This is a genomic window from Phormidesmis sp. 146-12, assembly GCF_052939495.1.
Map to the genome: position 1 here is coordinate 1 of NZ_JBJPHS010000059.1, position 24,785 is coordinate 24,785.

Sequence of the window (24,785 nt, forward strand, 5' to 3'; positions counted from 1 at the left end):
AAACTGGGGAATGGGTCTTGAAATCTAGGAAGTCTCTCGGCTCAAAGTCCCCCAAGTTGGGGGATTTAGGGGGCACGATCAATGCTGCATTTCACGAGTGATGTGGGATTGCTATAGCAATGCTGAATCAATTGTAAAAATCTTCAAAGGTGAGTTCTGAGTCATGAGTTCTTAGCCTTTGATCAACAACTAAACACTAACGATCGACTTCTCATAACTCAAACAGGATAGCTATAGGCTTGGAATAGACAATGTGAAATAAAAGCGGCTGCCAGTTGGGGGATTAAGCGAACTTTCTGCCCAAATTTTGCCACCGTGTTGCTCGACAATGCTGCGACAAATCGACAACCTCAGACCAGTGCCGCCTTTTTGCCGCGAGTCTGAGAGATCAACCTGCTGAAACCGATCGAAGATTATTTCTAGTTTGTCGATCGGAATGCCCCGTCCTTGATCGATCACTTCAAAGCGGATAGCTGGACTTTGAGCCTCAGAGAGAACCTTTTCAGCATTGAGCCAGACGGTGCCATTGGCAGGAGAGAATTTGATCGCGTTGCTGAGAAGGTTGGTCAGGGTTTGCAGAATCGCATCGGGAGCCGCCCAAACTTGAGCCAAAAGCGGCGTAGCACAAAGTGTAATAGAAGCTGACTCAGCGATCGCCTGCACTCCCTCAACGGCTCTCAGCATCAAGTCAAACACATCGCACACTTCCATCACAAGCTCGACTTTGCCAGAGTCCAATCGTTCTAAATTGAGAATATCATTGACCAGACGAGACAGGCGATCGGTGTCAGCCAGAGCGATTTCGATCATGCGTTTTGCTTTGTCAGGTTTGTCGTCATAGATGCCTGTGGCCATCAGTCCCAGAGATCCGCGAATGGCTGTCAAAGGCGTTCTCAATTCGTGGCTGACGATCGAGATAAATTCATCTTTTAAGCGATCGACTTCTCGCCGCTCTCGAATATCTTGCACCTGACAAATGCAGTAAAGTGGCTCGTCTTGCGAATCTCGGATTGCAGAAACCGTGACCAATACCCAAATCGACTCGCCGCGCTTGTTGAGGTAGCGTTTTTCGATGGCGAAATTGCCTCCTTCTCTGGCCAACATGCGATCGAGTAGAGACAGGTCTGCATCCAGGTCGTCAGGGTGAGTGATGTCTTGAAAGCGTAGCTCCAACAGTTCCGCTTCTGAGTAGTCTAATAGTTTGCAAAGAGAACGGTTGACTTTGAGAAATTGCCCAGTTAGCGAGGTCAAGGACATGCCAATCCCTGCGTCGTCAAAGGCACCACGAAACCGTTCTTCACTTTCCCGCAAAATCTCTTCGGCTCGTTTGCGTTCTGTGATGTCGATGCCAATGCCAAAGAAGAAATTTAAGCTGCCGTCTGTTTTGAGAACCGGAGTTCCTCGCCACTCGACCAGCAGCAGAGCGCCAGACTTAGTTTGGACGTAGTTTTCGCTGACGGTGCTTTGTTTGAGATTGACCTGTTGAGCAAAAATCTGACCCAGCTTGGCGCGATCGCTTTCAGGAATAAACGTCGTCAGGTAGTCAGTGCCGATCACCTCCTCAACCTGGTAGCCCAGCGCTTTGAGCATCTGCTCATTCATCAGCAGCGTTTTACCTGCGGCATCGATCGCAACATAAAAGGCGGGCGAAGTCTGAATCAACGTATTGCTAAAGTCTCGTTCTTGGCGCAGGATTTGTTCGGTTTGTTGGTGGTCGAGAATTTCTTGAGACAGTTGATCGTTGAGTTGGGCAAGCTCGATCGTGCGATCGCTCACTTGAGTTTCTAACGCTCGATTGTAGCCAGCCAAAACCGCCTCGACTGCTTTGCGTTGCGTGATGTCTTGAAACGTATTGACCGAGCAAATTACCGTCCCTTGATCGTCAAAAATGGGGATCGATCGCACTTCCAAAGGAATGATCTTGCCACCAGGTTGATGGAGTTCCAGGTCGTCGATGACTACAAACTCACCTGTGAGGGCGCGGAGGGCAGGAAGTTCGGCGGTCGGATAGAGGTGATCACCCCGATAGAGTTCGTAGGCAGTGGATAAAAATTGAGCCGTCACCCCCGGAACAATCTGTCTGCCTAGAATGCTTTCTCCCGTTGAGTTGATATAGAAAATTGACCCATCGGGTAAATGGACAGAAACCCCGATCGGCAACGCTTCTAGAATTTGTTGCAGTTGTTGTTCGCTAATGGATAAGTCCCGAAAAGCTGTTTGCATTCGCGTTGCCATTAGAGTGAGAGGGTGATTTAGTTCAGTGAGTTCTAGCGTTAACTCATTTGTAACTGGAGCGGTCTATTTCTGTTTGTCCGCTATTGATTAACAATAATTTTAATATTAGTTCACAATATTAGTCCAGTTCTATTAGTTCAGTTCTATTCTCTGCTTTTATTTCTTCTGGGATGACGATCGATGCGGCTGATGACACGAGTGACCAGTTCGGGGCCAACGATCGGTTTACAGATAAAGTCATCGGCTCCCGCAGCAAACACCTTTTGAATAGATTCAATCTCGCGATGAGCCGTCACCACCAAAATCGGTAAGTCTCCCCATACGGCATCTTGGCGCACCACCTGACACAAATCAACCCCGCTAAACGTAGGCATCTCCAAATCGAGAATCAGCAAATCAGGAGCGGTCGTCGTCAACACCTGCCAAAACTGTTGGGGATCTTGCAAACTGATAATCTGAAACCCCCACGGCTGTAATAGCGTTCTAAAAAGCTCTAACATCGTGGCATCGTCATCTACAACCATGACTCTAGCGGCAACAGACTGCGCGGGCAACGCCTGCTCGATCGCTTCAAAAATCTGTTTGGCCGTCGGTTGACACAAAAAGCCTTGCGCCCCCAATCGAGCCACGGCCACCCGATCGTCGAGGCTGTCTTGTGTTGCAAATACCAAAATCGGAATCGTCGGAAACTGTACTTTTAAGTCTTGCAGAAGCGTTTTACTATTCACTTCAGGCAGGTTGAGATTGAGCAAGATTACATCTGGAGAAGCGTCGAGAATGCGTTGTTGATCCTGCGATCGCGCTGTGACGACTGTGATTTGAATTCCCCAGACTGACATTCCTATTTGTAATTCTCGAATGAGATCTTCGGTGTGATCAATCACGATCACTTGAGTTCTAACAGATGTTTCTAACAGTGTTGTCGCAGGGGATTGAGTTAGTTGTTGTTTGATTTGAGCGATCTTTTGAGCGAGTTGAGCAATTTCGGTAGATGAAAGCGTTTTTTGTTGAAGCAACTGCTCGATTACCTGGGCCAGGTCTGACCCTTGAGGATAACCAAACGTGCCCAGTCCGCCTGCTAATTTGTGGGCTTCTTGTCGGGCAATTTGCTGCTGTTGAAGGGTGAGGGGACGCGATCGCAGCGTCGATTCTGCCTGTTCTAAAACGGTAAGCTGTTCAATAAATGTATCTTTGTAGTGTTCTAAAACTTGATTAACCTTTTTCAGGGATTTGGCACCGCGAGCAGTTTGATCAGAGGGCGCAGTAACAGATTCTTGGGTCTTGTCTTTTTCATCTTTTCTGACCCGATAGCCCAGACCGTAGACTGTTTCTAACAGATCGATTGTCATACCCGCCGTTTTTAGTTTTTGGCGCAGATCTTTAATTAGATTGGTTACTGCCCCTTCGCTAGGCGTAGCATCAATTGACCACAGTTGATCGATAATGGCACTGCGACTAAAAGCTCGTTGAGGATTTCGCAAAAACAATTCGAGCAGACTGTACTCTTTGGGCGTGAGCGAAACGGGACGATCGCCATAGGTCACTTGAGCAGAACTGGGATCAAGCCGCAGTGCGCCCCAGGTCAAAACGGGGGATGCGATCGCCGTTCTCCCTCGACGCAACAACGCCCGCACTCTTGCCAGCATCTCGTCTAAATGGTAAGGCTTGATCAGGTAGTCATCCGCTCCCGCGTCTAGCCCAGCGACAATGTGAGCGCGATCGTCTTTTGCAGTTTGTAGCAGAATTGGAGTTTGGTGGCCTTGCGATCGCAGTTGCCGACAAAATTGAATGCCATCGAGTTTGGGAATCAGCAGATCTAGCAAGATCAGGTCATATTCCCACTGGTTGGCAAAGTCTAGAGCCAATTGTCCATCAGAGGCGAGGTCAACGGTGTAGTGATGGGCTGCTAGTGACTCAGACAGCAATACACCCATTTCCTCGTCGTCCTCTACTAAAAGGATTTTCATGGTTCAACGATCGGACAAACGTGCAATTTCAACATGACTCAAACTCACTAATTATCTAATTTTTTGAATGTTTGTTTATTAAATGAAATTTTATTGGGTCTTCTTTAGCCAAAAACAACATTTACTAAGCTTAGAAGAATATTTGAACAAGGGTCAAGATTCTCAAAAGCTGCCTCTGATCTAAGAGGATGTTTGAAAAGTGTTTCTTCTAACGTTTCAGAGTTTCAATCCCCTAAATCCCCCTTCAAAAGGGACTTTGACGGCTTGTTCCCTCTTTTTTAAGCTGCCGTGTACACACAAGTCGTTATCGCCTCGTTTCAGGCGGCTTTAGCCCCCTAAATCCCCCATGCTGGGACTTTGACAAAGGAAAGATTTCCAAAGTTCAAAGTCATGACGACGGCTCAAAGTCCCCCATTTTTGGGGGATTTAGGGGGCGAAGGATTTCAGCAATGACAGATCGATCAACGTGTGTGTACACGGCAGCTTTTTTAAGGGGGGCTAGGGGGGATCTCCTAACGATTTGATACTTTTCAAGCATCCTCTGAGATTAATCATCGTTGGATACTGGATACAGCGATCGTTTGTATGCAATTTTTGGTTTCCCCAAATATCTCTTACTCTTGGGAAAACGTCCAGAGTCTCTTCAAATCTTCAACAAAGCTCATAAAAAACTTGGTTTGATCCACTTGTAAGGCGACCCAGGCGTTTGCAGGTTGTTTGGCATTGTGTCGCAGGTCGATCGTGGTTTGTCCGCGAGTCCATTCGCCCTTGGTTTCTACCCATACTTTTGCGCGCTGTAACCTCAATGTTTCGGGGTAAAACAAATAACTCAGTGTGGCTGCATCATGAACTAAAAACCCAGAAATTCCATTAGTTTCTCGGTAGCTCAGTGCTGTTTTGATCATGAATTCACAGAGGTTGACGATCAGTTTTGCGAGAGGGCTGTTTGGATTTGTGTTTGGATTTGTTTGAACGATCGCTGCGGCCATTTCTCTTGTAAAAATCAGATTGCGAGTGATATCTAGCGGCAAGATGACTAGATCCGATCGACTATCCAAAACGACAGCGGCGGCTTGAGGATCAAACCAGAGGTTAAATTCCGCGTGAGGCGTGACATTACCCGGACAAAAAAATGCGCCGCCCATGATCACGATTTCTTTGGCTTTTTGCAGAATACCAGGACTCTTTTTCTCGGCGGCGGCCAGGTTGGTCAGGGGGCCGATCGCCACCAACGTGATTTCTCCAGGTTGAGCAGTCAGCTTTTCGATCAGTAAATCGTCAGCCTTGCGAGCCATCTCATAATCACGAGTAGGACGAGGAAGTGTACTCGACAGATTGCCCATGCCGTCACTTCCATGAATATGAGTCGCATCTTCAGGCGATGGGCTGTCTAATGTCGATCGCCCTACTTCGATGTGAGAAAATCCGTTCAGTTCCATAATCTGACAGGCACTAGAGAAGGTCTTTTGAGCAGAGACGTTACCTGCTGTTGTGGTGACTGCAATAATTTCAGCAAGTCCCTGTCTGGTCAAACTTTGTAGCCATAAAAAAGCAAAGATATCATCGCCACCTGGATCGGTATCAAGAATAATTTTAGGAATACTAGAGTAGGAATTCATAATTAACTGCTTCGATTCAATAAAGTAAGTTGACGAATGCTTTTCAGAAACTTTTGAATCAGTTCATTTACCACCGTTTGCAATTCACTAACCCTAAAACAACGTCAATTCGATGGAAGTTTTTTCGCTTCGTTGTTCAGATCTTCTGCCCCCCAATCCCCCAATTCTGGGGGACTTTAAACTAAGATTTCTGGTTCAAAGTTCTCCTGTTCAAAGTCATCCCTCATCCCTCATCCCTTCTTCTTTCCTCCCTCATCCCTCAAAGTAGTAGATATTTGTAACCGATTCCCCAATACCTATAAAAATCACTTCTAAGATCAAGAGAATCGGACTGTGCGAATTCCCCATGCGAATTTTAGTTGTTGAGGATGACGAACAAATTCTTCAGGTGCTGACCACGATTTTGACTCGTCAAAACTATGCAGTTGAAACCGCGATCGACGGACAAGCTGGCTGGAATTTGATCGAAACGTTTGACTATGACCTGATTCTCCTGGATGTGCAACTGCCAAAGCTCGATGGGATTAGCCTCTGTCGGCAACTGCGATCGCGAGGATTGTCAATGCCGATTTTGTTGCTGACGGCTCAAGATAACAGTCACGACAAAGCGATCGGGCTGGATGCGGGAGCGGATGACTATGTGGTAAAACCCTTTGATGCCGAGGAGTTGGTGGCGCGGATTCGGGCGCTGTTGCGTCGAGGAAGCACCGTTTCTCAGCCCGTGTTGGAATGGGATCAGTTGCGGCTTGACCCGATCAGTTGTGAAGTCAGGTATCAAACAAAATTGCTGACGCTCACGCCCAAAGAATACGCAATGCTGGAACTATTTTTACGCAATAGTCGGCGGGTTTTTAGCTGCGGCATGATTCTCGAACATCTCTGGGCCTATGACGAAATGCCCGGAGAAGAGGCGGTCAGGACTCACATTAAAGGACTGCGACAAAAGCTAAAAAGTGTAGGCGCAACCGGGGATTTGATCGAAACCGTGTATGGAATTGGCTATCGGCTGAAACCCCTGAACGAACAAAAAAACGAAGCGGCAGCAGAATCTATTCGACAGCAAACGATCGAGAAGATTGCAGGCGTGTGGCAGCGATTTCAGGGGCGAGTTGAGCAACAGGTTTCGCGTCTAGGAAAGGCAGCAGAGGCCGCACTTCAAAGCCGTCTGAGCCAAGAGGAGCGATCGCAGGCAAAACAAGATGCTCATTCTCTGGCGGGTGCTCTGGGCATGTTTGGCATTCCAGAAGGATCGACGTTAGCGCGGCAGATAGAGACCTGTCTGGATGGCGACTTGAGTGTAGAGCAGGCGACGAATTTGCAGACTTGGGTGCGGGCACTTCGTCAAGAAATTGAAGCGTTTTCGACTCCCGCCTCGACCTCCTCTTCGACACTACAGCCATTGGTTTTGGTGATCGATTGCGATCAAGATCTAATCGAACACCTGATTCAAGACGCTGTAAATTGGGAATTGAGAACTGCGATCGCGCCTGATTTGACGTTGGCTAAAAAAATTCTCTATCACGATCATCCCAGCGTTGTTTTATTTGATCCAACTGTGGAGAATGCCGAAGATAGTTTGAGTTTTTTGACGGAGTTGCATCGACGAAATCCTCCGGTTCCGGTTATTGTGTTTTCGGCACAAACTGATTTGAGCTATCGGTTGCAAATGGCTCGTCAGGGTCGGCAAACCTTTCTCTCTAAGCCGATTATTGTGCCTGAAGTGTGGGCAACGGTGACGCAGGTTCTCAAACAAATTGACGCAGCAGACACTAAAATTTTAGCGGTGGATGATGATCCCAAAGTTTTGGCGGTGGTGCAATCTCTGTTAGAGCCGTGGGGCTTGAATGTAACTCCGCTCAACGATGCACGGCAGTTTTGGAAAATGCTAGAAACGGTCTCGCCTGATCTGCTGATTCTCGATATCGAAATGCCTCATGTGAGTGGGGTTGACCTATGTCAAGTCGTGCGAGATGATGCGCGCTGGAGTGAGCTACCGATCGTTTTTCTCACTGCTCATACGGACGCTGCCATCGTGAATCAAGTGTTTGCGATCGGAGCCGATGATTTTGTCAGCAAACCGATCGTGGGAGCAGAATTAGTCACGCGAGTTGTCAACCGTCTAGAACGCAAAAAAATGCTTCAGCGAATGGCAAAGATTCATAAAAGTACGTCTCAACAAGAACACCACTCACACGCTCAAGAAACCTCGATCGAGCAAATCAAACTACGCGAATTTAATCAGCACCTTCAATCAGAACTCGACGATCGTCAACGCATTCAAGCCGCTTTACAAATCTCTCAAGCCAGACTAGCAGGCATTTTAGACATTGCGGATGATGCGATCATTGCCATTGATGCCCAGCAGCAAATCACCCTTTTTAACCAGGGAGCCGAGAAGATGTTTGGCTACAGCGCAAATGAAATTATGGGGGAGCCGCTCGATCGGTTACTTCCAATTCGGTTTGCAGAAATTCATCGGCGGCACGTTCAAGATTTTGCTCGTTCTCCCGAAGAGGCTCGACGCATGGGCGATCGTCGCGAAATTTATGGCCGTCGCAAAAATGGCAGCGATTTTCCGGCGGAGGCTTCGATCTCAAAACTCATGCTGGCGGGCGAGACGGTGTTTACGGTGATTTTGCGCGACATTACCGATCGCAAACAAATCGAGCGCATGAAAGACGAATTTGTCTCGATCGTCAGCCACGAACTGCGAACGCCGCTCACTTCCATTCACGGATCGCTAGGAATGTTGGCCAGTGGACTGCTCAAAGCCGACTCCGACGCAGGAAAGCGCTTGCTGCAAATTGCAGTAGATAGCACCGATCGCTTGGTTCGCTTGATTAATGACATTCTCGACATTGAGCGAATTGAGTCGGGCACAGTCAAAATGAATCGGCAATCCTGCAATCTAGCTGACCTGATTCACGAAGCGGTGGATGTGATACAGCCGATCGCGCTAAAAGCCAATGTCACCCTCAAAGCTTCTACGCTGAATGTAGAAATTTGGGTGGATCGCGATCGCATTGTGCAAACACTCACGAATCTTTTTAGCAATGCTATTAAATTTTCGCCTCCTCACTCTACGGTGTGGCTGACGATGACACTAAATCAGGGGGCGGTTTTGCTACAAGTCAAAGATCAGGGACGGGGCATTCCGATCGACAAGCTGGGCTGTATTTTTGAGCGATTTCAGCAGGTCGATTCTTCAGATTCTCGCAATTGTGAGGGGACGGGATTGGGGCTGGCGATTTGTCGGAGCATTGTGCAGCAGCATGGCGGAGAAATCTGGGTTGAGAGTGTGTTGGGCGAGGGCAGCAGGTTTTCCTTCACGTTGCCTTTGCGGAAGTACGATCGACTTCAGCAGCGATCTCTTTAAGATCAAACCAGTCCATCAATCCAGGTGAGTTGAATGAAATCTTTCCGCTTATCAATCTAGACAGCCCCCCGAAAATCTTGTCTTAAAGTGCTTCAGAATAAGAGAGTTGGGGCAGAAGGTCTGGACAGTGAAGCGAAAAAACTTGATTGCATTCACATTAAACCCAGGTCTCTCTAAAAGATTTGTCGAGCAATTTAATTTTATGAAGCGAATCTTAGTCATCGATAACGAACAGTACATTCAAGAAGTCACTCAAATCTGTCTAGAGACGATCGCAGGTTGGGAGGTTTTGACGGCCAGTTCTGGCATGGAAGGCATCAAGAAAGCAGAAGCCGAACAGCCTGACGCAATTTTATTAGATGTGATGATGCCTGATATGGATGGGCTGACCACGTTTCAAAATCTTCAGAAGAATGCATTGACTCAAAAGATTCCAGTTCTCCTGTTGACGGCGAAAGTGCAATCGTCCGATCGTCAGCGCTATCTGCAACTGGGAATCAAGGCGGCGCTCGCCAAACCCTTTGAGCCATTAGAGCTGGCCAACCAAATCGCCGCTACGCTAGGCTGGAATCTCTAAGTCCTTTTTATAAACAATTGTCGATAGGAAAGACAGTTTTGAAACTGACTACCGATCGTCATCGCTCAAAGTGCATCCGTTGTAACCTGAGCAGGTTAAGAAAACACTGGTTAGAAATCGCATCTACCCTTGTGGTGGTTTAGGTGTGCAGATTGGCGATTGCTTAAGTCTAACGGTGTAGTGATACAAGGGTTGGCATCATCCCGTCCACACAGTAAGAATTTACCTGCTGAAATCTTCTCCAAACTCGGTTTTGGTGTTAGTAGACCGCTGTTTATCGGTTGAGCACGCTTGAGATCCTAACTATGGCAAATCGGCGTTGTTGAGCGATGGTCTAAATTGCCCTCCAACCCCCCCAATTCTGGAGGACTCTCTGACTTTCACTCTCAAGATTCATCTCTGGATTTAGCAATGCCAAAAACCTTGTAGGCGGCTCTAAGCTTATCTATTTTTGGTCAAGGCTATAACGTCGATCGCAGCATCCTATCTGACATTCGCACGCTAACCGTGTGACGCTGGCTTATCGAAATACAGTTCAACCGTCTTATCTCAATTGTTTAAGGGGAAAGTTGACCATGCGTAAAATTCCATCGATTTGTCTTGCTACAGTGCTCGGGGTCACGCTGGCACCCTTATGGCTGTTACCGCTGGAGGCTCATCAACAAAAGGCCGCACCTAACAGCGTTGGAGCCATGATTCACCTCGAACCCGACGACTCACCCTACGCTGGGAAGTCCACTATGACGTGGTTTATGCTGACTCGACGCGGCGGAGCGATGATTTCTCCGGCCACCTGTGATTGTCAAGTGACTGCCTATGCAACTGGAAAGCAGGGCAGCAAACCAACTTGGATGACCGATCGCCTGCCGCTCTCAACAATAGAAATGGCAGGACATCAAAAAGGACATCGGGCAATTCGCACGAACATTACGTTTCCTAAGCCGGGTGCTTATGTAGTGGTGTTATCTGGGAAATCAAAAGATGGCAGCTTTAACCCGTTTGAGATGAAGTTTCCGATTACGGTTCGCCCTTGATCGTTCACCCTAATAAGAAGGAAATTTGTATGACCAAACTACGTACACGATCGCTGCAATCTTTAGCGCTAGTTCCTGTTTTTGGAGGTGCAATGTATCTCATCTGTGTTGTGCATTGTGCATTACCTCATTAGAGCACTCCCTTTGCCGATGAGCGACATCTGATCGACACATCAGGGGCATTACCACTTTGATGTTGTCCTGAGATATGAGCCATGACTGTATCTGAATACACCGAGAAATTAATCAACGTTCCCCTTGAGAAGCAGCGAGAGCAAGTTAAACGAATCGTAGGGCAGAAGATTAATGCAGCACTTCTGTCTGCCCAAACGTTATCACCTGATGATTGCTTAGGAGAAATCAAAACTAGACTTTTGAGCATTCAAATAGAATGTCAAGCGATCGGGAAGTCTTTTATTGTGGTTGAAGAAAGAGTAACCTGTAGCCAACATCAACTCAAAGGATACGATCGAGACAAAGCAACCTTGTTTAGAGGGCCGAGTGAAAATGCTTCGGTTGCAATCTGCGTAACAGATAAAGGATCACTGCTTCATCGCAATGGTGATTGCTGGCGAGTCTACAAAGACGCTGGAGATGTGAACGTCCTGGCTGCATAACCTTCAATATAGTGTTCTAGTAAAGTGACGTGAATTCGATGAAATCCTTCGCTGCTGTTATAAATCCGGGCAGCCCCCTAAATCCCCCACGAGTGAGGGACTTTGAACGAAGAATAGTCTCTAATAGTCCCCCAGATTGGGGGGTTGGGGGGCAGAAGCGCTGAAGACCAAAGCGAAAAACTGCCATCGAATTCACGTTAAAGCGATATGTTTTGGGTAGGGATTAATTGGTGATTGTCAACGCCTTTTATCAACTACCCATTTTTGTTAGAACGATCGCTTTAGAGTGTCAAGTTGTCTGCATAAACCAGTCGAGTCGCCGATCGCAACTCAAACAGCATATACTCTTCCATCACGCTCCAGAAGAAGGCCCGCAACGTTTTTTGACGCATCGCTTCTGGAATACTGTATTCAAACGGAGAATCGCAGGGCTTGAGTTTTGCCAAATGATTTTCGCAGCCGCATTCATGTTCTAGATAGTAGCCATAGCGACTGGATACACTATCAATCAAGCGCCGAAAGGGAGACACATAACCGCCGTGGAGGATTGCGTCAAATTTGCGGGCAACGCCAAGATCTTGTTCACTAAAACGAAACGATCGCACCTCAAACAAATCCGATCGCTGCAACGGGTTTAAGAACGTCCAATAGAAGGTAGCAGGCACATCGTATCCAAACTCATCAAACAAATCGCTGACAATCTGCACCAGGGCTAGTCGTTCTGCTTGCTGCGCCTTACTAGCTAACAACTCATTGCGAATCTGCTGCAAATCGGGGTAGTTTTCTGGGAGAAACGCTTCTCCAAAGTGACAGACGGCTTCCCAGGCTAAGAGCCGATTGCCTTCAAGGTAGGCATCTTTGAGAGATGAGGTGTCGGGACGCTCTGCAAATAGAAAATTCCCCTGTTGATTTTTGGCTAAGAAAACCTGCGCCAGTGCAGTGTAAACCGTTGGTTCAGTCATCCAATTGCCTGATTGAATGCGCTGCCAGCTTTTGGGCATGGACTCGATCGCGATCGCAGGCTCGCCATTAATCGTAGTCATCAAACTCATTGGCATCGTTGATAGCTGCATCCGTGTTTTCTCCTTTGAGTGAATACCTCTGCAAGTATATCGGAGGAACTCATTTTTGACTGAAGCGATCGTCGTCAGCGATTTACTTTGTTTGTTGAGAACTGCCAGCGATCGACGCTCAGATTTTTGCCCATCGTCACCACTGCCCCTACAAATCCTTCGCCCGGTGCCAATTCTTTTAGCTGCCAATTGTGAATCGACCCCTCTGGGACTTGAATTAAATGGGCTGAATTCGTTAATGAAATTTCTAACCCCTTGAGCTTTGACAATCCTTCTCCTGTAGCTTTTAGGTAGGCTTCTTTGCATGTCCAGTGACGAAAGAAAGCAGTGGGTTGCTGTTGAGGTGGTAGAGCAGAAATCGAATGATGTTCATTAACACAAAAGAAGCGCTGAGTTAGAGATTGTAGATCAGAAACGATGCGAATTTGTTCTAGATCAATACCAACTGGACGATCGCAAATTGCATAAAGCGCCAACCCTTGAGAATGAGCCAAATTGAAGTGCAAGTGATGGTCTATCAGGGTCGGTTTGCCTTGTTGACCATAAGTAAATTGCAGTGATTTTGGGTCAGTTTGCAAATAGAGCGAGAGCAGCGATCGTAAGATTCCTCGACCTGCAATAAAGCGACTCCGATGTTGAGCAAACCGAAAGCGATCGGCGCGATCGTGTTCATCCGAGGACAATAGTTTCAACCAATCTTCAAGTTGCTGTGAGTCATCCAAATCGGCCCGCCAAACCTGCACTGATTGCACAGGACACTTCACCTCACTCACCGGAAGACCCCATATTTTTTCATCCCTCATCCCCCATCCCTCATCTTGCGCCCACAGGTTGCTGACTCATTGCTTCTGTCTTTTGTTCAATGGTTGGGGGACGCAGTGCGAGATAAGCGATCGGCCCAAACAACGGCACCAACGAAACTGCCCAAAAGATTCTTTGATCAGTGAGTCCTCGTCGCGCCATGTCATCTCCAAGCAGCGTCGGAAATAGTAGGCACAATAAACAGAAATCTAGACTCATCACATGAATAAATCGACTGGTTTTCCATTGTTGAATAAAGTCGCTCCAATCGCCTTGAGTTACGCCATAGGTGAAGAGCGCGATCGCGCCCAATCCAATCAATGCGCCTGTCAAGCGAGAATCCATAATCTTAAGAAACCAATTCTTTTGTCCTGAAAAAGTGGGACTAGGCTGACGCAAAAATAAGTAAGGCAACAGCGCAAACGCTCCTACGCCAAAGGATGCAGACCCAAAAAACCAGGCGGGAATCTTTTGCCCTCGACCATCTAAAAACAGGACACAACTATAAATCAGCGGCCAGACACCCATAATATTAAACAGTCCGACAATCAGAGGATTGATGCCCTCAACCTGCCCTGTGGAAAGATTTTTGATCAAGTCGATCGTATCGGGTTGGTCAGGCGGAGCCAACAAAAAGGCATAGCTGACAAATCCAATCCAAAGTAGGACGAGCGCAACTTTTCTGAGCATGACAATCGTGGATAGTAGAGAGTGATCATATTTTAGAGGCGTATGGCAGAAGAGACATGCTGTGTGGTGTTGGTGACGGCTTCATCTCGGCAAGAGGGGGAGACGATCGCTCAGTCTTTGGTCGAAACTCGATTAGCGGCTTGTGTGACGTTGCTTCCGGTGCAGTCGGTTTATCGGTGGCAGGGCGAGATTCATAAGGATGAGGAATGGCAATTGTTGATCAAGTCCGATCGCAGTCGATTTGCAGAACTGGAAGCTAAAGTTCGAGAACTCCATTCGTATGAGGTGCCAGAGATTATTGCGGTGCCGATCGTGGCAGGGTCTAGTCACTATTTGCAATGGATTTCGGAGCAAGTCAATGGGAATTCGTGATGCAGTTGAGAGCGATTTGGCCGCGATCGTTGCCATCTACAATTCCACAGTTTCGACCCGAATTGTCACCGCTGATTTTGAGCCTGTCACAGTTGAAAGTCGTCTCGCCTGGTTTGCGTCTCACACCCCAAAAGATCGACCGCTCTGGGTCATGGAAATCGATGGCGCGATCGCAGGATGGCTTGGCTTCCAATCGTTTTACGGCAGACCTGCTTATCAGGGAACGGTGGAATTGAGTTTATATGTCTCCCCTGATTTTCGGCGGCGAGGAATTGGGCGATCGTTGTTGGAGCGAGCGATCGAAGCTAGTCCGTCTCTTCAAATTACGACGCTGTTGGGCTTCATCTTTGCAGGCAATCAACCCAGTCTCAAACTCTTTGAGCAATATGGCTTTGAGCAGTGGGGCTATTTGCCCAGAGTTGCCAAATTTGAGACGAGCGAACAGGATTTAGTGATCGTCGGCAAAAGAGTAAAGACAGACGTTTAATTGGGTCTGAATTCAATGAGTTTTTTGCTTCGTTGATCAGATCAGATCTTCTGCCCCCTAAATCCCCATTCTGAGGGCCTTTGAACTTTGCTCTAAAGGTTGGTTGAGAGAGTATTGAGAGAGTATCTTGTAGTTCTGCTTTTTCATACTCAGCATAACGGTGAAGTTGTGCGGCGGCAGATAACCTCAAACTCTCACCGATAACCTCTGTTCCGTCTGCACCAACGCAGTGTTGAGCTGCTGTCGCTACTGGTTTTTAATTAGCCTTTCATACTCTGCATGTGTGCCAATCCAAAACCATAGAATGCCGCGCTCTACTTCTATCCCCAATGCCCTATGACCTCGCCCTGCTCGAACTGACCAATACTTGCCGACCTTTTTGAAATGTAACGACGGATGGGATGAGTCAGCCTTCAGCAATTCATAATTTTCATCCGCTACCTGCTGGATAGGTTCAGGTAAAGAGTCATAGCATTGCCAAAATCTACGAGTCGTAAAATGCATCAAACTGCTCGGTAGTGCCCTGCCTCAAAATCAGCTATTGCTTCTTCAGCTAAGTTATCTAGTTTGCCAGCAGCAATATCATTTTCAAGCTGCTCGTCCCAACGCTGATAATCCAAATCAAAGAACCACTCTAGAAGCTGATTAAAATCATTAGGTGAAAGCTGGAGGATTGCAGTTTCGAGTTGCTCAAGCGTTAACATTGTCTTTCCTCTACTAACATTAAAGCAAGATTGAGAAACATCTCTCCCTTGCCTTACGAACTTAGATTAGGTTACAAGAACCCTAGAGACTTAGCGATTGCAATCAGTGCAGCGATAGCCTGTAAGAAGGGTAAAAAACGTCTAATAACCAATCTAAATCTTCGATAATAAGATCGAAAAGTTTTATCTAGACGCTTGATACTCACTTTTAGTCTTTGGCAAAAAAACTGAACTGACTGGTTTGATTTGCGCTGCCCGTTGCCATTGAGCTTACTTCCCTTTAACACTGTCTTCCTCCGGATCAAGTGAACCGGCATTGCCCTCCCTTTGCAGGAAAGATAACAGTGGAGATCAGCGACTAAGGATTAACCCGATTGCCCACACAGCGGACTATCGAAAGATAGTCGTGTTAATCTGCCGTCTTAGTCCCATCAACTCGGAAAGGTGTGGTGTACCCCTTATAGACAAAAGATAGTTTCCTAATTATAGCGGCTCGAATCAAGCTCAACAATTACAGTTTGCCAGTGCCTTCGTTCTTGAATGTGACATATCCTTTGTCCTAAAAAATGATTGGGTATGAGATATGCGATTGCCATTCTTCCGTAAATCCCGCAGGAAAATCGCATCGGACGTAGAGCAAATTCAATAAACGAGATGGAATTCTGTATATTCCGCAGGAAGAATCAAATGCGATGCAGAGCGAATCAAATGCGACGGGAAGCAAACTCAATTGGCGCACCGGAATGATTGATAAGTCGTAAGAGAGTTTGAATATCCGAGGCGAACTGAAGTATCTTCCGCCGGGCAAATCGAATTCGACTCAGAAAACATTAGATTTCTCAGTATTCCTGGTGATTAAAATTTGCCTCCTGATTCTTCCTTTTCAACAGATCTACGGCAACTAACAAAAAGATCGGCTCTTCGTTCTTCCTTTCAATAAAACGAATCAACCCTACCTGTTTTAACGTGAATTCGATAGAGTTTTTTCGCTTCGGTATTTAACGCTTCTGCCCCCCAACCCCCCAAATCTGGGGGACTTTCGGACAGGATTTCTTGCTCAAAGTCCCCCAAACTTGGGGGATTTAGGGGGCTGCCTGGAGTGATCGCTACAGCGAGGAATTTCATCGAATTCACGTTGTTTTAAAGGGGGCTAGGGGGGATCTCCAGACGATTTGATACTGTTCAAACATCCTCCAAACCTACCCTCTTTAAAAGTTATGAAATAGCCGACGATCGCTCCCGTTGTTGTTGCAAAAAATCGACGAGCCACTCTTTGATGTGATAAGTCGCGCGACAATCATCTTCGTTGTAGACCAAGATTGAATTTAAAAACGAACGATCGCCCGTCGCTAACCATTGTGCATACCAATAAATCGATTGGGCCCCATTAGCGCTAGAATCTCGCCAGTCAAACCCCAGCCAGCGAGCAATATGTTTGAGCGCATAACTTTCGACAGGCAGCGTTACGGATTTGGTAATACGATCGTGCAAGTCTATAAAGCGAGGAAGTAGCGGCTGAATGCGGTCGATCGGCGTTTCATAAAGCTCGGCGAGTCGTCCCATCGTCTGCACTTCATAGGGGCAAAAATGAAAAATGGGCGCAGTTGGATACACCCACATCAAATCGATTAATTCTTGCCAAATTTTGAATTCGTCTTCAGGCTTCTCAGCGAGTAGGGAATGGAAAACTTCGGTCTTTTTCTGTCGATCGACGACCAAAATTCCATGTAGATAAATTAAATTCAGCGACGGTTCAGCTTCGATATCAAAATACAGTTCTACATCCGCTGTCGGAATCTCCTGAGCAGCCCGTTTACCATTGAGAAACCGATGACCATTGGTACTTTCGGGTGGGTCAGCGTTACTTTCTCCCGGCAACGCGCAATTTTGCACAAATGACTGAGCCTGACGAACTAACTTTCTCGCCGTTTCGCTCCCAAATCCGGGCAGCGGCTCCAACTGGCTCGGCTGAATGTTGGCCAACGCCTCCACAGAAGTCAGATTGAGCGCTTGAAGCTGGGCATAGCGAGGCGGAGTCACCCCAGGCAAGAGCGAAAGATGTTGGTCAGACTTGGCGATCGTATAACACTGGTTATACCAATGACACAGACTACACCGACTGCGCGAAATAAAAACTTCAGGTTCCTGCTTTTGTTGCAGCGTCGTCAGGCACTCTTGCAAAATCAATTCCATTCGCGGAATCGACTCCCACAGATCCACCTCAAACAGCCCCTTCTCACGCAACATCAGCCACGCCGTCTCAGACCAGGCTCCCTGCACCGCCGCCAAAACGCGCACATGAAACGCCACAATGATTTGATACTCTTGCTTGGGGCGCTTACTCAACTTGATTTCGGTGGGCACGTATACCCAATCGCCAAAGACCGACTCTCCGGGCTGTCTCGTTAACAAATCAGGCACGCTAATCAACGTTACGCCATTTTCTTCGCTCATCAGAACGGGCTGATAAATGCGATCGACTCCTCGCTGCATCAGTTCTAGAGTCGCATTTGCTCCGGTTGACCAATCTCTAGCGGTGTGGGTTGGCTGATGATAAGCCTGGTCTGCCAAAATTTCTCGATGGTTGGCGATGCTGTCCTGCAACAATTTTTGCAAATAGTCATTGGGAGCATCTCGCTGGGTGAGATCTCCATACAAATCGAGGTAAGCTCGACGACTACAGCGTTGATAATTGAGAAGTAGATCGGCAGTCAACAACATGCCTATAAACTAACAAGAAATCGGGCTGACTGCTGAGAGAAATTTGTCTTTTGCGTCTTGAATTTAGGAATTACTTGAATCAATGAAAATTAATTTCAATTCACCAACTTGAGAAAGCTGAAGATCAACGTCGTTCAGATCAGGAAATCTAGAAAGTAGAAGTCCTGAGCCACATAGCGACAAACCGTTTAAAGCAAGTTCCACCTATCGAATGGTTAACATTTCTATGACGGCTCAACTCAACCAGCATCGCCAACACTTTCCATATTTGGAAGGCAAAAGCTACTTTAACTACGGAGGACAGGGCCCCATGCCGCAGCCAGCGATCGCCGCCATTCAGCAAGCCCAAGATCATTTTCAGCAGGCGGGCCCGTTTTCTAGTGCGGTCAATTCCTGGATTGTGCAGGAGGGCAATTTGACAAGGGCAGCGATCGCTTCAGAACTGGGAGCTTCAGCGGAGTCGATCGCCTTGACCGAAGATATCTCTGTGGGCTGCAATATCGCGCTGTGGGGCCTCGATTGGCAGGCGGGCGATCATCTGTTGCTCACTGATTGCGAACATCAAGGCATCATCGCAGCGACTCAAGAACTTCAGCGGCGCTTTCAGATCGAGGTGTCGGTTTGCCCGATGATGGCGACGTTAAATCAAGGCGATCCGGTGGCGGTGATGGCTCAACACTTGCGCCCCAACACTCGTCTCGTCGTACTCAGTCACATTCTATGGAACACCGGACAGGTCTTGCCCTTGAGTGAAATTGTCGCGACTTGTCGATCGCGCTCACTTAACCAACCAATCAGAATTTTGGTGGACGCGGCTCAATCGGTCGGTATGTTGCCGTTAAATCTGACCGAATCAGGAGTCGATTTTTACGCATTTACGGGGCACAAATGGTGGTGCGGAGCGGCCGGACTGGGCGGATTGTATGTCAGACCCGATGCGCGTGACAGTTTGCATCCCACCTTTATTGGCTGGCGCAGCATTACGATCGACGCTCACAATCAGCCTACCGGATGGCAACCCGACAGCCGCCGTTACGAAATTGCCACTTCTGCGATTCCGCTCTATGCCGGACTGAGAGCCGCGATCGCCTTTCATCACACGATCGGCACCGCCGAGGAGCGATATGGCATGATTTGCGATCGCAGTGCTTATCTTTGGCAGCGATTGACGCAACTTTCTAATGTCACCTGTCTGCGATCAACTCCGCCGCAATCTGGGCTAGTCTCCTTTCAATTAGCGAGTGGAGAACACGTTCGTCTGGTGCAATTTTTAGAGAGCAAACACTTTTTTCTACGAGTCTTGCTTGATCCCAGTTGTGTTCGAGCTTGCGTTCACTATTTCACCACTGAGACAGAAATCGATGCGTTGGTGAGTGCGATCGCGGCGTTCTAGAAAGTGTTTGAAGTCACCGCGCAAAAATTATTCAGAGGTCTGGCTTCAGATGCGTTTGTTTGCCTTGCCATCCTCGATCGAGGCTTCAAGTTCTGCGGGTGTGACGAGGAGTTGTTAAGCTGTGTAAAGCAATCTTTTCCAAAAAAGGCGATCGTTTCCCATGCTGACTGAAGCACGCACCGCTCAACCAGATGAGCCGTTCCACAAAACTTATGAGCTTGCGGCGGGTGGTAGTGACCCCGATCGCTTTGACTGTAAAGAAGCCTGGTATCCCGTTCACTATGTCGCTGACCTTGATCAGACCAAGCCAACTAAATTTACGCTGTTGGGTCAAGATTTAGTGATCTGGTGGGATCGAGACGCATCTTGTTGGCGATCGTTTGAGGATCAGTGTCCCCATCGTCTCGCGCCGCTTTCAGAAGGTCGCATTGCCGCTGATGGACTGCTGGAATGTCCGTATCATGGGTGGGCGTTTCGGGGAGATGGTGGGTGCGATCGCATTCCTCAACAGCCCGAAGGGAGTCTGGCGCATCAGTCAAAACGGGCCTGCGTCACTTCAATGCCCACGGCCGAGCGTCAAGGCTTGCTGTTTGTCTACCCCGGTCAGCCAGAGAATGCGCCCCAGGTCAAGATTCCGATCATCGACGCGATCGAAGAAACGCCTGATGAATGGGTCTGTCTCAATACCTTTCGCGATTTGCCCTATGATGCGCTGACGCTGCTCGAAAATGTGCTGGATTCGAGTCATGTGCCGTTTACGCATCACAAATCGGTGGGGAATCGATCGACCGCCTCCCCCGTCGAATTGGATGTTTTGGAATCGGGTAAACAAGGATTCAAGGGATTTTGGGCAGACGGGCCGCGCAAAGGCACACTGGGGCAGCAACACAGCCTATTTATTGCTCCTTCGCTGATGTGGCACGATTTGACCTCCAAGCAGTTTGGCAGAACGATGACCGTTGTTTACGCAACCCCGATTCGCAAAGGGGAATGTCGCGTGTTTGCCCGATTTCCCTTCAAATTCTCTTCCAAGGTGCCTGCCTTTTTCATCAAGCTGACTCCCCGCTGGTACTCTCATCTCAGCAACAACGACATTTTGGAAGACGATCAGATTTTTCTGCACTATCAAGAACGCTATCTAGCAGCAAAAGGTGGCGGCTCCAATTTCTCAAAGGCCTTTTATTTGCCAACTCGTGCTGATTCTTTTGTGTCCGAGTTTCGCAAATGGGTGAATCAATTTCAGGCTGATCCCTTTCCCACTGAGGCTTTGTCGTCGCCGCTCCCGGCTGAAACGCTGCTCGATCGCTACCATTCCCACACTCAACACTGCGCCAGTTGCCGTCAGGCTCTTGCCAATATTCAAAAAATTCGATTCAGCGTGGCCATTTTGGGAGCCGTCTCCTGGGTCATTCTGTCCATTCTCGCCCTCAATCAACAAGCGCCCATTCTCTCGGTCACCGTCCCTCTACTCGCAGGAGCCATCTGGTTTGGACTCGGCAAATTAGAGCGGCGATTTTATGAAGGCCGAAGAACCCCGCCTAGAAACCTTCCCGAAAAACAATAGGATTTCAAAGTTCCCGATTTACCCCTCATCTCGCCGCCGATCTCTTCGAGTTACCCGCAAGGGGTCGCACCGACGGAGCCGGAAAAAGCGCTTGAAACCCTGCCTGTCTTTGGGCTGGAGACTCTGGCGCTTCGTCCCACAAACTTTCGTAGTAAAAGAAAGCAACCCCCAGCCCGCGATCTTGAGCCACTCGGACTTGAGACTGAATCTGTGCGATCGATACCTGGTTGTTTCTCAAACCCGCCATAATGCCGATGCCCGTCGCGATTTTTTGCTGGACTTCTTGAATCTCTGGGCGGACAAGCTGCTCATAAAAACTTTGCAGATCAGAGCGGTAAACCTGCATTACCAACTCGTCTACCAATCCTTGTCTGACCCAATTGAGCCAATCCTGTAGCTGCAATCGATAAGCAAAATCGTAGTAGTTGGGCGAAACTGAGATAATGGCGTTGGGCTTTCTAGCTTTGACCGCATTCTTAAGCTGAGACATAAAAGCGGTAATTTTGTCGGCTCTCCACTTGACCCACGCGGCATCACCAGGATTTGGGGGCGGCGCTTTCTTGGTCTCCTTGGTATAGAGCGCAATGGTATAGTCATCGTAGCCAAACTCACGCGGCAAACTCATATGATCGTCAAACTGAATGCCATCGACATCATATTGAGAAACGATTTCGATCACGAGATCGCTAATAAATTGTTGAACGTCGGGGCGAAACGGATTTAACCAAACGACTTCACCCGCACCGCTAATCGAAGTTTGGCTACCGTCACGCTTTTGGGTCAGCCAGTCTGAATGATTGATCACCAATTCTGAAGTCGGAGGAGCCATAAACCCAAACTCAAACCAGGGAATGGCGAGTAACCCTTGACGATGAGCCTGCGTGACTACATCTGCAATAATATCGTGACCGTCAGAACCCTGGTAAACAAAGGGTTGGATCTCTGCTCGTCTTGCCACTGCGCTAGGATACATCACATAGCCAGAGTTCCAAACGACGGGATAAACGGTGTTGAAATTTAAGCGCTGTAGTTGACCGATCGCTGCTTGCAGTTTGGTGCGATCTTTGAGGATGTCCATGTCATTGAGCGTCATCCAAACCCCGCGAATTTCTGGGCGAGTCTCTTGGGCGATGCCGGGATTACCCAGCGCGATCGAGGTGAAGATCGATCCCAAAAATAAAACAGGCAGCAGAAATCGAACGAATCGTCGCCAACCTCGATAGAGATGTCCATTCATAAGCGCGAAAGATTGAGAGAGCCAACTGCACCGATCGTCTATTTTTTGCACACAAATTCACTAGCACTACAGTCTACAGGTATTGATGCTCCCTAATCGAAGTTTAATCATTCCGGGAATGCAACTCTTCATCAAGTGCAATCAAAACCTGAAGCCAGCGAAATCCTTGACGTAGAAAATAATAATCAGTGCCCGAATCATCAACGTATGAGTCAGCCAGGTATTTCAATCACTTCGCGAAACGATCGCAATCATCCGGAAGATTAAATTCTCTGATTCACCAGTTCGTTCAGTTTGCTTTAGAAGACTGCTTTAGAAATCGACTCCTCGCTTGAGATCAATCCCCTTTTCTGCATAGTGTTTGTGGCAAACCATTTCTGAATGAACCGTTGCCAGATCGAAGTAAGCAGGCGGATTTTTGCAGCGTCCGGTGATAATGATTTCGGTGTCGCGAGGCTTCCGTAAGAGGGCCTGAACGATCGGTTCTTGAGGCAATAATTCTAGATCAACGGTCGGATTCAATTCATCTAGAATGATCGTTTTGTACAAGCCGGACGCGATCGCCGCTCGTGCAATTTCCCAGGCCCGCTCCGCTTCGACATAATCTAACTCTTGCTGCTGACCTCGCCACACGATCGCATCTCGCCCCGATCGCTGGTGATCGACCAGATTAGGATAAATTTGCCGAAGGGCATCGATCGCCGCATCTTCGGTATAGCCCGCCCCCCCTTTGAGCCACTGCATGATCAAAACTCGGTGCGATTTGTCCTGTCCGATGCCTTTGCCGATCGCTTGCAGCGCTTTACCAAGTGCGCTGGTCGATTTGCCTTTTCCGGCCCCAGCGTAAATCTCGATTCCGGCGATGCCCTGTTCTTGGGCAATCGGGTGATACATCGGGCGCATTTCAGAATGCAGATCGGCGATATCGATCAATCCCTGGGGGGCCCCTCGTCCGGTGGCAATGACTTCCATGTGTTCGGGCTTGCGTTTGAGCGTGCTGACCACTTCATCGACGGGCAACAGTCCCAGGTCTAGCACCGGATTCAGTTCGTCCATGACCACGACAGAATAGAGTCCCGACGCGATCGCACCCTTGGCAACATCCCATCCCCGTTGCGCTTCTTGGCGATCGAACTTGGTGATTTCGTCTGCTCCAAAAAATTCGGCTCGTCCCGTTCGCACTTGGTCAATCAGATGAGGAAAGCCACGCTGAAGGGCTTGGATCGCTGCATCTTCGTCATACGTGCGCCCTGGCCCTTTGAGAAATCGCAGCAACAGCACACGGGTTTGCGAAAAGTTGTGAATGCCCAGCCCGATCGACCGCAGCACCACACCCAACGCCGCCTGAGACTTGCCCTTGCCAGCGCCATCATAGACGTGAATCTGACCGACCATCCGCTCCGATCGTGTCTGAGCCGTCCGAATGCCAATTCCCGTTCTGGCCATAACCTTGATTCCTGCCGTGCTGTTTCATTTTAGCGAAGTGACCCACTCAAGATAGCAGGTAAAGGGACGATCGACGCTAGATATCGACGCTAGATGTAGTAGCCAAGATCGTCAAGCGCCCAAACGAATGCTAGATTTATGGACTCAGATGAGCAGGCGATCGAACTTTTGAGGTCAGCTTTCAAAATGAACAGGGGCGATCAATTCCGTCTCAAAATCCCCCGCCAAACTTCCCGCTCAAATCGCGCCCGGCCACGTAAAATCTTTGTCATAACGGCTTTGTTGTCTCTTCTACGCGCCCCATGCCTTTATTTGATGTCTTGCCCCTGCGAATGATCATTTATCAGCTTCTATTTTTGGTGATGGCGATCGCGGTCGAATCACTGGTTCTACAAAGACGCTTGGGAATTGGTCGCAAAACGAGCATTCAATATGCTGCAACAGTCAACCTGTTATCTACAGTCGTCGGCTGGATGATTTTCTTTACAGTGGAACCCTGGCTGCCAGAAAACCTGCGATCGCAACTGATCAGCTATATCTTTTTTGACTCGCTCACCAATCCGCCCGTCCTGATCGGGCTGGCATTTGTTAGTTTTATCAGCACCTTTTTGCTCAAGCTAGAAGGGATCAACCTGCTGGAATTGCTGCTGGGGATCAAAAAAGATTCTGAAACCGAAGCCAAACAAGCGGCTAAATTTCAGGGTCAACGCGCCCGTCGAGCCAGCTTTGCGGTCGTTCCTAGTCGCGCTCTGGCAGTTTTGTGGGCAAACGCCTTTAGCTTTAGTGCCATTACCCTGATCATCGCTATCCGCCTCTTTTTTGAACAGCCGATTTAGACCGTTGTTTTTGCTGTATTCTCTACTTCCTTCGAT

Annotated in this window: 20 protein-coding genes; 9 read left to right on the forward strand and 11 right to left on the reverse strand. The window is 48.2% G+C overall.

Annotated features, from left to right (window positions below; genetic code table 11):
* Window positions 1–231: 231 nt before the first annotated feature.
* The 3 genes from ACKFKF_RS21935 to ACKFKF_RS21945 all read right to left on the reverse strand — a co-directional run bounded on the left by ACKFKF_RS21935 (window position 232) and on the right by ACKFKF_RS21945 (window position 5,821).
* Window positions 232–2,235 (reverse strand): PAS domain-containing sensor histidine kinase, encoded by a 2,004-nt coding sequence (locus ACKFKF_RS21935; RefSeq protein ID WP_446869683.1) that lies wholly within the window; start codon window positions 2,233–2,235, stop codon window positions 232–234.
* Between the two features lie 143 nt (window positions 2,236–2,378).
* The gene (locus ACKFKF_RS21940) at window positions 2,379–4,202 is read right to left on the reverse strand and encodes a response regulator (RefSeq protein WP_446869684.1); all 1,824 of its coding nucleotides are present in this window, start codon (window positions 4,200–4,202) and stop codon (window positions 2,379–2,381) included.
* A gap of 614 nt (window positions 4,203–4,816) precedes the next feature.
* Complete coding sequence (locus ACKFKF_RS21945) at window positions 4,817–5,821, reverse strand: nucleoside hydrolase (RefSeq protein WP_446869685.1); 1,005 nt, start codon at window positions 5,819–5,821, stop codon at window positions 4,817–4,819.
* A 346-nt stretch (window positions 5,822–6,167) separates the two neighbouring features.
* Between ACKFKF_RS21945 and ACKFKF_RS21950 the strand changes: the two genes are divergently transcribed.
* The 4 genes from ACKFKF_RS21950 to ACKFKF_RS21965 all read left to right on the forward strand — a co-directional run bounded on the left by ACKFKF_RS21950 (window position 6,168) and on the right by ACKFKF_RS21965 (window position 11,425).
* Window positions 6,168–9,197 carry a response regulator gene (locus ACKFKF_RS21950; RefSeq protein WP_446869686.1) on the forward strand — a complete coding sequence of 1,010 codons (3,030 nt, stop codon included), beginning with the start codon at window positions 6,168–6,170 and terminating at the stop codon, window positions 9,195–9,197.
* Between the two features lie 202 nt (window positions 9,198–9,399).
* Window positions 9,400–9,774 (forward strand): response regulator, encoded by a 375-nt coding sequence (locus ACKFKF_RS21955; RefSeq protein WP_446869687.1) that lies wholly within the window; start codon window positions 9,400–9,402, stop codon window positions 9,772–9,774.
* Between the two features lie 575 nt (window positions 9,775–10,349).
* Window positions 10,350–10,808 carry a hypothetical protein gene (locus ACKFKF_RS21960; protein ID WP_446858086.1) on the forward strand — a complete coding sequence of 153 codons (459 nt, stop codon included), beginning with the start codon at window positions 10,350–10,352 and terminating at the stop codon, window positions 10,806–10,808.
* A 215-nt stretch (window positions 10,809–11,023) separates the two neighbouring features.
* A complete protein-coding gene (locus tag ACKFKF_RS21965) occupies window positions 11,024–11,425 on the forward strand; it encodes a hypothetical protein (protein ID WP_446869688.1) in 402 nt (133 codons plus the stop codon).
* A gap of 281 nt (window positions 11,426–11,706) precedes the next feature.
* On the opposite strand, the gene ACKFKF_RS21970 is transcribed toward ACKFKF_RS21965, so the two are convergent.
* The 3 genes from ACKFKF_RS21970 to ACKFKF_RS21980 all read right to left on the reverse strand — a co-directional run bounded on the left by ACKFKF_RS21970 (window position 11,707) and on the right by ACKFKF_RS21980 (window position 13,989).
* Window positions 11,707–12,498, reverse strand: coding sequence for a hypothetical protein (locus ACKFKF_RS21970; RefSeq protein WP_446869689.1), 792 nt, complete (start codon window positions 12,496–12,498; stop codon window positions 11,707–11,709).
* Window positions 12,499–12,572: 74 nt separating this feature from the next.
* Window positions 12,573–13,301 carry a 4'-phosphopantetheinyl transferase family protein gene (locus ACKFKF_RS21975; protein ID WP_446869690.1) on the reverse strand — a complete coding sequence of 243 codons (729 nt, stop codon included), beginning with the start codon at window positions 13,299–13,301 and terminating at the stop codon, window positions 12,573–12,575.
* 10 nt (window positions 13,302–13,311) lie between these two features.
* Window positions 13,312–13,989 carry a DUF2834 domain-containing protein gene (locus tag ACKFKF_RS21980; RefSeq protein ID WP_446869691.1) on the reverse strand — a complete coding sequence of 226 codons (678 nt, stop codon included), beginning with the start codon at window positions 13,987–13,989 and terminating at the stop codon, window positions 13,312–13,314.
* Between the two features lie 42 nt (window positions 13,990–14,031).
* On the opposite strand from ACKFKF_RS21980, the gene cutA reads away from it, so the two are divergent.
* Window positions 14,032–14,361, forward strand: a complete 330-nt coding sequence (gene cutA / locus ACKFKF_RS21985) for a divalent-cation tolerance protein CutA (RefSeq protein ID WP_446869692.1) — start codon at window positions 14,032–14,034, stop codon at window positions 14,359–14,361.
* Window positions 14,348–14,848: an N-acetyltransferase family protein gene (locus ACKFKF_RS21990; protein ID WP_446869693.1), complete on the forward strand. Its 501-nt coding sequence runs from the start codon at window positions 14,348–14,350 to the stop codon at window positions 14,846–14,848. Before cutA ends, ACKFKF_RS21990 begins: the two co-directional genes overlap by 14 nt.
* A 246-nt stretch (window positions 14,849–15,094) precedes the next feature.
* Here ACKFKF_RS21990 and ACKFKF_RS21995 read toward each other — a convergent pair whose 3' ends face one another.
* From ACKFKF_RS21995 to ACKFKF_RS22005, 3 genes are all read right to left on the reverse strand, one after another.
* Window positions 15,095–15,352, reverse strand: a complete 258-nt coding sequence (locus ACKFKF_RS21995; protein WP_446869694.1) for a hypothetical protein — start codon at window positions 15,350–15,352, stop codon at window positions 15,095–15,097.
* Entirely contained in the window at window positions 15,352–15,552 is a 201-nt protein-coding gene (locus tag ACKFKF_RS22000; RefSeq protein WP_446858079.1) for a hypothetical protein, read from the reverse strand. Before ACKFKF_RS22000 ends, ACKFKF_RS21995 begins: the two co-directional genes overlap by 1 nt.
* Before the next feature lie 1,215 nt (window positions 15,553–16,767).
* Complete coding sequence (locus tag ACKFKF_RS22005; protein WP_446869695.1) at window positions 16,768–18,273, reverse strand: TM0106 family RecB-like putative nuclease; 1,506 nt, start codon at window positions 18,271–18,273, stop codon at window positions 16,768–16,770.
* A 211-nt stretch (window positions 18,274–18,484) separates the two neighbouring features.
* On the opposite strand from ACKFKF_RS22005, the gene ACKFKF_RS22010 reads away from it, so the two are divergent.
* The gene (locus ACKFKF_RS22010) at window positions 18,485–19,666 is read left to right on the forward strand and encodes an aminotransferase class V-fold PLP-dependent enzyme (RefSeq protein WP_446869696.1); all 1,182 of its coding nucleotides are present in this window, start codon (window positions 18,485–18,487) and stop codon (window positions 19,664–19,666) included.
* A 160-nt stretch (window positions 19,667–19,826) separates the two neighbouring features.
* Window positions 19,827–21,230 carry an aromatic ring-hydroxylating dioxygenase subunit alpha gene (locus tag ACKFKF_RS22015; RefSeq protein WP_446869697.1) on the forward strand — a complete coding sequence of 468 codons (1,404 nt, stop codon included), beginning with the start codon at window positions 19,827–19,829 and terminating at the stop codon, window positions 21,228–21,230.
* Window positions 21,231–21,255: 25 nt separating this feature from the next.
* On the opposite strand, the gene ACKFKF_RS22020 is transcribed toward ACKFKF_RS22015, so the two are convergent.
* Together ACKFKF_RS22020 and ACKFKF_RS22025 are read right to left on the reverse strand one after the other, a co-directional pair.
* A complete protein-coding gene (locus ACKFKF_RS22020; protein WP_446869698.1) occupies window positions 21,256–22,467 on the reverse strand; it encodes a glycoside hydrolase family 10 protein in 1,212 nt (403 codons plus the stop codon).
* Window positions 22,468–22,779: 312 nt separating this feature from the next.
* Window positions 22,780–23,913: a cob(I)yrinic acid a,c-diamide adenosyltransferase gene (locus tag ACKFKF_RS22025; RefSeq protein ID WP_446869699.1), complete on the reverse strand. Its 1,134-nt coding sequence runs from the start codon at window positions 23,911–23,913 to the stop codon at window positions 22,780–22,782.
* Window positions 23,914–24,215: 302 nt separating this feature from the next.
* Between ACKFKF_RS22025 and fraC the strand changes: the two genes are divergently transcribed.
* Window positions 24,216–24,749, forward strand: a complete 534-nt coding sequence (gene fraC / locus ACKFKF_RS22030) for a filament integrity protein FraC (RefSeq protein ID WP_446858072.1) — start codon at window positions 24,216–24,218, stop codon at window positions 24,747–24,749.
* The last annotated feature ends 36 nt before the right edge of the window (window positions 24,750–24,785 follow it).

Excerpts from the sequence above, each read along its gene's own strand:
- ACKFKF_RS22000 (WP_446858079.1), bottom strand. The coding sequence starts at position 15,552 with ATGTTAACGCTTGAGCAACTCGAAACTGCAATCCTCCAGCTTTCACCT.
- ACKFKF_RS21990 (WP_446869693.1), top strand. The coding sequence starts at position 14,348 with ATGGGAATTCGTGATGCAGTTGAGAGCGATTTGGCCGCGATCGTTGCC.
- ACKFKF_RS21935 (WP_446869683.1), bottom strand. The coding sequence starts at position 2,235 with ATGGCAACGCGAATGCAAACAGCTTTTCGGGACTTATCCATTAGCGAA.
- ACKFKF_RS22025 (WP_446869699.1), bottom strand. The coding sequence starts at position 23,913 with ATGGCCAGAACGGGAATTGGCATTCGGACGGCTCAGACACGATCGGAG.
- ACKFKF_RS21945 (WP_446869685.1), bottom strand. The coding sequence starts at position 5,821 with ATGAATTCCTACTCTAGTATTCCTAAAATTATTCTTGATACCGATCCA.
- ACKFKF_RS21965 (WP_446869688.1), top strand. The coding sequence starts at position 11,024 with ATGACTGTATCTGAATACACCGAGAAATTAATCAACGTTCCCCTTGAG.
- ACKFKF_RS21960 (WP_446858086.1), top strand. The coding sequence starts at position 10,350 with ATGCGTAAAATTCCATCGATTTGTCTTGCTACAGTGCTCGGGGTCACG.
- ACKFKF_RS22015 (WP_446869697.1), top strand. The coding sequence starts at position 19,827 with ATGCTGACTGAAGCACGCACCGCTCAACCAGATGAGCCGTTCCACAAA.
- cutA (WP_446869692.1), top strand. The coding sequence starts at position 14,032 with ATGGCAGAAGAGACATGCTGTGTGGTGTTGGTGACGGCTTCATCTCGG.
- ACKFKF_RS22020 (WP_446869698.1), bottom strand. The coding sequence starts at position 22,467 with ATGAATGGACATCTCTATCGAGGTTGGCGACGATTCGTTCGATTTCTG.
- ACKFKF_RS21975 (WP_446869690.1), bottom strand. The coding sequence starts at position 13,301 with ATGAGGGATGAAAAAATATGGGGTCTTCCGGTGAGTGAGGTGAAGTGT.
- ACKFKF_RS21970 (WP_446869689.1), bottom strand. The coding sequence starts at position 12,498 with ATGCAGCTATCAACGATGCCAATGAGTTTGATGACTACGATTAATGGC.
- ACKFKF_RS21995 (WP_446869694.1), bottom strand. The coding sequence starts at position 15,352 with ATGCATTTTACGACTCGTAGATTTTGGCAATGCTATGACTCTTTACCT.
- fraC (WP_446858072.1), top strand. The coding sequence starts at position 24,216 with ATGCCTTTATTTGATGTCTTGCCCCTGCGAATGATCATTTATCAGCTT.
- ACKFKF_RS21940 (WP_446869684.1), bottom strand. The coding sequence starts at position 4,202 with ATGAAAATCCTTTTAGTAGAGGACGACGAGGAAATGGGTGTATTGCTG.
- ACKFKF_RS21980 (WP_446869691.1), bottom strand. The coding sequence starts at position 13,989 with ATGCTCAGAAAAGTTGCGCTCGTCCTACTTTGGATTGGATTTGTCAGC.
- ACKFKF_RS22010 (WP_446869696.1), top strand. The coding sequence starts at position 18,485 with ATGGTTAACATTTCTATGACGGCTCAACTCAACCAGCATCGCCAACAC.
- ACKFKF_RS21955 (WP_446869687.1), top strand. The coding sequence starts at position 9,400 with ATGAAGCGAATCTTAGTCATCGATAACGAACAGTACATTCAAGAAGTC.
- ACKFKF_RS21950 (WP_446869686.1), top strand. The coding sequence starts at position 6,168 with ATGCGAATTTTAGTTGTTGAGGATGACGAACAAATTCTTCAGGTGCTG.
- ACKFKF_RS22005 (WP_446869695.1), bottom strand. The coding sequence starts at position 18,273 with ATGTTGTTGACTGCCGATCTACTTCTCAATTATCAACGCTGTAGTCGT.